The 6,281-nt window shown below is 53.0% G+C and carries 4 protein-coding genes and 1 pseudogene; all 5 read left to right on the top strand.

Annotation, left to right across the window (positions count from 1 at the left end):
* The first annotated feature begins 12 nt into the window (after nt 1-12).
* The 5 genes and pseudogenes from purM to OGV50_RS16825 all read left to right on the top strand — a co-directional run bounded on the left by purM (nt 13) and on the right by OGV50_RS16825 (nt 6,253).
* Nucleotides 13-1,050: a phosphoribosylformylglycinamidine cyclo-ligase gene (gene purM, locus OGV50_RS16805; protein ID WP_024130122.1), complete on the top strand. Its 1,038-nt coding sequence runs from the start codon at nt 13-15 to the stop codon at nt 1,048-1,050.
* Nucleotides 1,050-1,685 carry a phosphoribosylglycinamide formyltransferase gene (purN, locus tag OGV50_RS16810; protein ID WP_077956824.1) on the top strand — a complete coding sequence of 212 codons (636 nt, stop codon included), beginning with the start codon at nt 1,050-1,052 and terminating at the stop codon, nt 1,683-1,685. The genes purM and purN overlap by 1 nt, the downstream gene beginning before the upstream one ends.
* A 230-nt stretch (nt 1,686-1,915) precedes the next feature.
* Nucleotides 1,916-3,982, top strand: coding sequence for a polyphosphate kinase 1 (ppk1, locus tag OGV50_RS16815; protein WP_012131280.1), 2,067 nt, complete (start codon nt 1,916-1,918; stop codon nt 3,980-3,982).
* 4 nt (nt 3,983-3,986) lie between these two features.
* Nucleotides 3,987-4,796 (top strand): annotated as a pseudogene (locus OGV50_RS16820) (Ppx/GppA phosphatase family protein); the annotation flags it as partial.
* Nucleotides 4,797-5,014: 218 nt separating this feature from the next.
* Nucleotides 5,015-6,253: an IS110 family RNA-guided transposase gene (locus tag OGV50_RS16825; RefSeq protein ID WP_003030308.1), complete on the top strand. Its 1,239-nt coding sequence runs from the start codon at nt 5,015-5,017 to the stop codon at nt 6,251-6,253.
* Nucleotides 6,254-6,281 lie beyond the last annotated feature (28 nt).

Raw genomic sequence — 6,281 nt, forward strand, 5'->3', positions numbered from 1 at the left:
GGGACCTAAGCAGTGACCGACAAAACCTCTCTTAGCTATAAAGATGCCGGTGTTGATATTGACGCTGGTAATGCTCTGGTTGATCGAATCAAAGGCGTAGTGAAGAAAACTCGCCGCCCGGAAGTCATGGGTGGTTTGGGTGGCTTCGGCGCGCTGTGCGCATTGCCGCAAAAATATCGTGAGCCTGTACTGGTTTCCGGCACTGACGGCGTAGGGACAAAACTGCGTCTGGCGATGGATCTGAAACGCCACGACACCATCGGGATCGACCTGGTGGCGATGTGCGTCAACGATCTGGTCGTTCAGGGCGCGGAGCCGCTGTTCTTCCTGGATTACTACGCGACCGGCAAGCTGGACGTCGATACCGCCGCCAGCGTGATCAACGGTATTGCCGAAGGTTGTCTGCAATCAGGCTGCGCGCTGGTCGGCGGCGAAACCGCTGAAATGCCAGGGATGTATCATGGCGAAGATTACGATGTCGCCGGTTTCTGCGTCGGCGTGGTGGAAAAATCAGAAATTATCGACGGTTCCAAAGTGGCCGATGGCGATGTGCTGATTGCCCTTGGCTCCAGCGGCCCGCACTCCAACGGCTATTCTCTGGTACGCAAGATCGTTGAAGTCAGCGGTTGCGACCCGGAAAACACCGAGCTGGAAGGCAAACCGTTAGCCGATCACCTGCTGGCGCCAACCCGCATTTATGTGAAGTCCATTCTGGAACTGATTGAAAAAGTCGATGTGCACGCCATCGCCCACCTGACCGGCGGCGGTTTCTGGGAAAATATTCCTCGCGTATTGCCGGACAACACCCAGGCGGTGATTGACGAATCTTCCTGGCAATGGCCAGCCGTCTTCAACTGGCTGCAAACCGCGGGCAACGTCAGCCAGCATGAAATGTATCGCACCTTCAACTGCGGCGTCGGGATGGTGATCGCCCTGCCGGAAGCGGAAGTGGATAACGCCCTCGCCCTGCTGAAAGCAAAAGGTGAAAACGCCTGGAAAATCGGTATCATTAAAGCTTCTGATTCCGAACAGCGCGTGGTTATTCAATGATGAATCTTGTGGTGCTTATTTCCGGCAACGGAAGCAATTTGCAGGCGATTATCGATGCCTGCAAAGAGAAAAAAATCAAAGGCACCCTTCGGGCAGTATTCAGCAACAAGGCCGACGCGTTCGGCCTTGAACGCGCGCGTGAGGCCGGAATTCCGGCACATGCGTTAACGGCCGATCAATTCGCCAGCCGTGAAGCGTTTGACCGCGAACTGATGCGTGAAATAGACGCTTACGCCCCCGATCTCGTGGTGCTGGCGGGCTATATGCGCATCCTGAGCCCCGCGTTCGTCGCCCACTATGAGGGGCGTCTACTCAATATTCACCCTTCCCTGCTGCCAAAATACCCGGGGTTGCATACGCACCGTCAGGCGCTGGAAAACGGCGATGAAGAACACGGAACCTCTGTCCATTTTGTTACCGATGAACTCGACGGCGGCCCGGTTATTCTGCAAGCGAAGATTCCGGTCTTTGAAGGCGACAGCGAAGATGAAATTACGGCCCGCGTTCAGACGCAGGAACACGCTATCTATCCGCTGGTCGTCAGTTGGTTTGTGGATGGCCGTCTGGAAATGCGTGATAACGCCGCCTGGCTGGATGGCAATCGCCTGCCGCCGCAAGGCTATGCCGCCGAGTAATAACATTCCCTCGCAGGACGGGTAAGCGAAGCGCCATCAGGCAATCCAACGTTTCAATGCCGGGTGGCGCGTCAACGCCTTATCCGGCCTACGCCTCAGGAATTCCCCTCATCTCTTTGCTTATCTGACGGTTTATTGTCATATTTTTCTGGCACAGTTGGACATCTGAGCGCAATGCTCGCCATAATAATCAGGCAGTGTCCCGTGAATAAAACGGAGTGTGAGTTGTAATGGGTCAGGAAAAACTATACATCGAGAAAGAGCTAAGTTGGTTAGCGTTCAACGAACGCGTGCTCCAGGAAGCTGCGGATAAATCAAATCCGCTTATTGAACGCATGCGCTTCCTGGGCATCTATTCCAATAACCTTGACGAGTTCTATAAAGTTCGTTTCGCCGAACTGAAACGTCGCATCATAATCAGCGAAGAACAGGGTTCTAATTCTCATTCTCGCCATCTGCTAGGTAAGATCCAGTCCCGGGTACTAAAAGCCGACCAGGAATTCGACAGCCTGTACAACGAATTGCTGCTGGAAATGGCGCGTAATCAGATCTTCTTAATCAACGAACGCCAACTGTCGGCCAACCAGCAAAGCTGGCTGCGGCATTATTTTAAACACTACTTACGCCAACACATCACGCCAATTCTGATCAATCGCGAGACAGATTTAGTTCAGTTTCTGAAAGATGATTACACCTATCTGGCCGTAGAGATTATTCGTGGCGATGCTATCCGCTACGCGCTGCTGGAAATTCCATCCGACAAAGTGCCGCGTTTTGTGAATCTGCCGCCGGAAGCGCCGCGTCGCCGTAAGCCGATGATCCTGCTGGATAACATTTTGCGCTACTGCCTGGACGACATCTTCAAAGGCTTCTTTGACTACGACGCGCTGAATGCCTACTCAATGAAGATGACCCGTGATGCCGAATACGATTTGGTGCACGAGATGGAATCGAGCCTGATGGAGCTGATGTCCTCCAGCCTGAAACAACGCCTGACCGCCGAGCCGGTGCGTTTTGTTTATCAGCGCGATATGCCAAACGCGCTGGTGGAAGTGCTGCGTGAAAAGCTGACCATCTCCCGCTACGACTCCATCGTACCCGGCGGTCGGTATCACAACTTCAAAGACTTCATTAGCTTCCCCAACGTGGGCAAAGCCAATCTGGTGAACAAGCCGCTGCCGCGACTGCGCCATCTCTGGTTCGATAAAGAGAAGTTCCGCAACGGGTTCGACGCCATTCGCGAGCGCGACGTTCTGCTCTATTATCCGTATCACACTTTCGAACATGTGCTGGAATTGCTGCGCCAGGCCTCCTTTGACCCCAGCGTGCTGGCGATCAAAATCAACATCTACCGTGTGGCGAAGGATTCACGCATCATCGACTCGATGATTCACGCCGCCCATAACGGCAAGAAAGTCACCGTGGTGGTAGAATTGCAGGCGCGATTCGATGAAGAGGCGAATATCCACTGGGCGAAGCGGCTGACCGAAGCAGGCGTACATGTGATCTTCTCGGCGCCAGGCCTGAAAATTCACGCCAAACTGTTCCTCATCTCGCGTAAAGAAGGCGATGAGGTGGTGCGTTATGCGCACATCGGCACAGGGAACTTCAACGAAAAAACGGCACGCCTGTACACCGACTATTCCTTACTGACCGCCGATGCGCGTATCACGAACGAAGTCCGTCGCGTGTTCAACTTTATCGAGAACCCTTACCGCCCGGTGACGTTCGACTATTTGCTGGTCTCTCCGCAGAACTCACGACGCCTGCTGTACGAGATGATCGATAAAGAAATCGCCAACGCCCAGCAAGGTCTCCCCTCCGGCATTACGCTGAAGCTGAATAACCTGGTGGACAAGGGGCTGGTCGACCGTCTGTACGCCGCATCCAGCTCGGGTGTGCCGGTCAATCTGCTGGTTCGTGGGATGTGTTCGCTGATTCCAAATCTGGAAGGCATTAGCGACAATATCCGCGTGATCAGTATCGTGGATCGCTATCTCGAACATGACCGGGTTTATATTTTTACCAACGGCGGCGACAAGCAGGTGTATCTTTCCTCCGCTGACTGGATGACGAGAAATATCGATTACCGTATCGAAGTTGCTGCGCCGCTGCTCGACCCATGTCTTAAGCAACGCGTGCTGGATATTATTGACATCCTGTTTAGCGACACGGTAAAAGCCCGCTACATAGATAAAGAACTGAGTAATCGCTACGTGCCGCGCGGAAATCGTCGCAAGGTGCAGTCGCAACTGGCGATTTACGACTACATCAAATCACTCGAGCAACCTGACTAACGCTATGCCAATACATGACAAGACACCCCGGCCGCAGGAGTTCGCGGCGGTCGACCTCGGTTCGAACAGTTTTCATATGGTCATTGCCCGCGTGGTGGATGGCGCCATGCAGATCATCGGTCGGCTGAAACAGCGCGTACATCTGGCGGATGGTCTCGGCGAAGACAATATGTTAAGTGAAGAAGCGATAGAACGCGGGTTAAGCTGCTTATCGTTATTCGCCGAACGCCTACAGGGATTTTCCCCGTCAAGCGTGTGTATCGTAGGCACCCATACCCTGCGCCAGGCGCTAAACGCCACCGATTTTCTAAAGCGCGCGGAGAAGGTCATCCCCTACCCGATCGAAATCATTTCCGGTAACGAAGAAGCCCGCCTGATTTTTATGGGCGTGGAGCATACGCAGCCGGAAAAAGGCCGCAAGCTTGTGATCGATATCGGCGGGGGCTCGACGGAGTTAGTCATCGGCGAAAACTTCGAGCCCAAACTGGTCGAAAGCCGTCGCATGGGGTGCGTCAGTTTCGCACAAATCTATTTTCCTGGCGGTACTATCAGCCCGGAAAATTTCCAGCGCGCCCGAATGGCCGCTGCGCAAAAACTGGAGACGTTAACCTGGCAGTTCCGCATTCAGGGCTGGAACGTCGCGCTGGGCGCGTCTGGCACCATCAAAGCCGCCCATGAAGTGCTGCTGGAAATGGGTGAGAAGGACGGCTTCATTACGCCAGAACGGCTGGATAAACTGATGGCTGAAGTGCTCAGGCACCGCTCCTTTGAAGCGCTGAGCCTGCCGGGTCTGTCTGAAGAGCGAAATATAGTCATTCGCACCCTGAGAATTACACTTTAAGTGATTCAGGGTATGCGCTTACTGGTTACGAATATTGAGCGAGAATCACGTGATGATCGCCGCTTTTCTTTCGAGCCAGTGGGTGCTCCACGTTCGCTAACGAATACTCAGGGCATGCAGATAAACTGCTGGCTATATTTCTTTCGAAGAGCGTGGAATGCATACCAATCCCCGATAAAAAGGAGTTGGTGATGACTGCGACTAATCAATTTGCTGCGCACGTTGGTCTGGACTGGGCAGATAAAAAGCACGATGTCTGTGTTCAGTTTAAAAACGGTGAACGCACATTCCATGTGATTGAACATACGCCGGAAGCACTTGATGTCTGGCTTACCGAGTTACACCAGAAGGTAAAAGGCAGGATCGCTATCGCCGTTGAGCTGAAGAAAGGTCCCGTGGTGTATGCTCTTCAGAAATATCCATTTATCACCGTTTTCCCCGTCCACGCTTTGTCCCTGGCTCGTTACCGGCAGGCCTTCTCGCCCAGCGGCGCTAAAGATGACCCGCAGGATGCCGAGCTGGCATTAGAGTTAATGCTGCGTTATCCCCAAAAGATAAAAGCCATTGAACCCGACAATGCGGATATCCGGTTACTCCAGCAACTGGTTGAGCAGCGCCGTCAGCTGGTTGAAGATAAACGCCGTTTTGTGAACCGGATAATCAACACACTTAAACAGTATTATCCTCAGCCACTGGAGTGGTTCTCACATCGGGGTAGCTTACTATTGTGTGAGCTGATTATCCGGTGGCCCAGTCTGCAACAACTGAAACGAGCGAGGCGCGACACGATCCGCAACTTTCTGAATGCCAAAGGTGGCCGCGCAATGGCTCTTACCGAGCAACGTGTTGCGAGTATTGATAACGCGATCCCATTGACTACAGACCCGAGCGTTATAGAGGCTAATGCTTTGATGGCAACAGCACTGGCGACACAAATTAAAGTCGTGAGTGAAATCATCAAAACCTATGACGAACGAATCGAAGCGTTGTTTGACACATTGCCAGATGCGGAGCTGTTCAAATCACTTCCGGGCATGGGGCCGTGTATGGGCCCACGAATGCTTGCTGCACTTGGTGATAACCGTGACCGGTTTAACAGCGCTGAAGAAATTCAAAACTACGCAGGTATTGCACCGGTGACAGAACGAAGTGGCCAGAAATCCTGGGTTCACTGGCGATGGCAGTGTGCCAAGTTCGTCAGGCAAACCTTTGTTGAATGGGCTGCCAAGACGGTTAATTCATCATACTGGGCCAGACTGTATTATCAGGGCCTCAGAGAGAAGGGCAAATCTCATCAGTCTGCGATCCGGGCACTGGCGTTCAAATGGATAAGGATCATTTACCGCTGCTGGAAGGCCAGAACCCAGTACGATGAAGCAAAATATTTGCTGGCTCTCGAAGCGCGCCACTCGCCCTTACTGAAGCCATAAAAAGCTTGTCGAATGTCTCAGGGCGTGA

Source organism: Citrobacter sp. CK180, from assembly GCF_030333655.1.
GTDB lineage: Bacteria > Pseudomonadota > Gammaproteobacteria > Enterobacterales > Enterobacteriaceae > Citrobacter_B > Citrobacter_B koseri.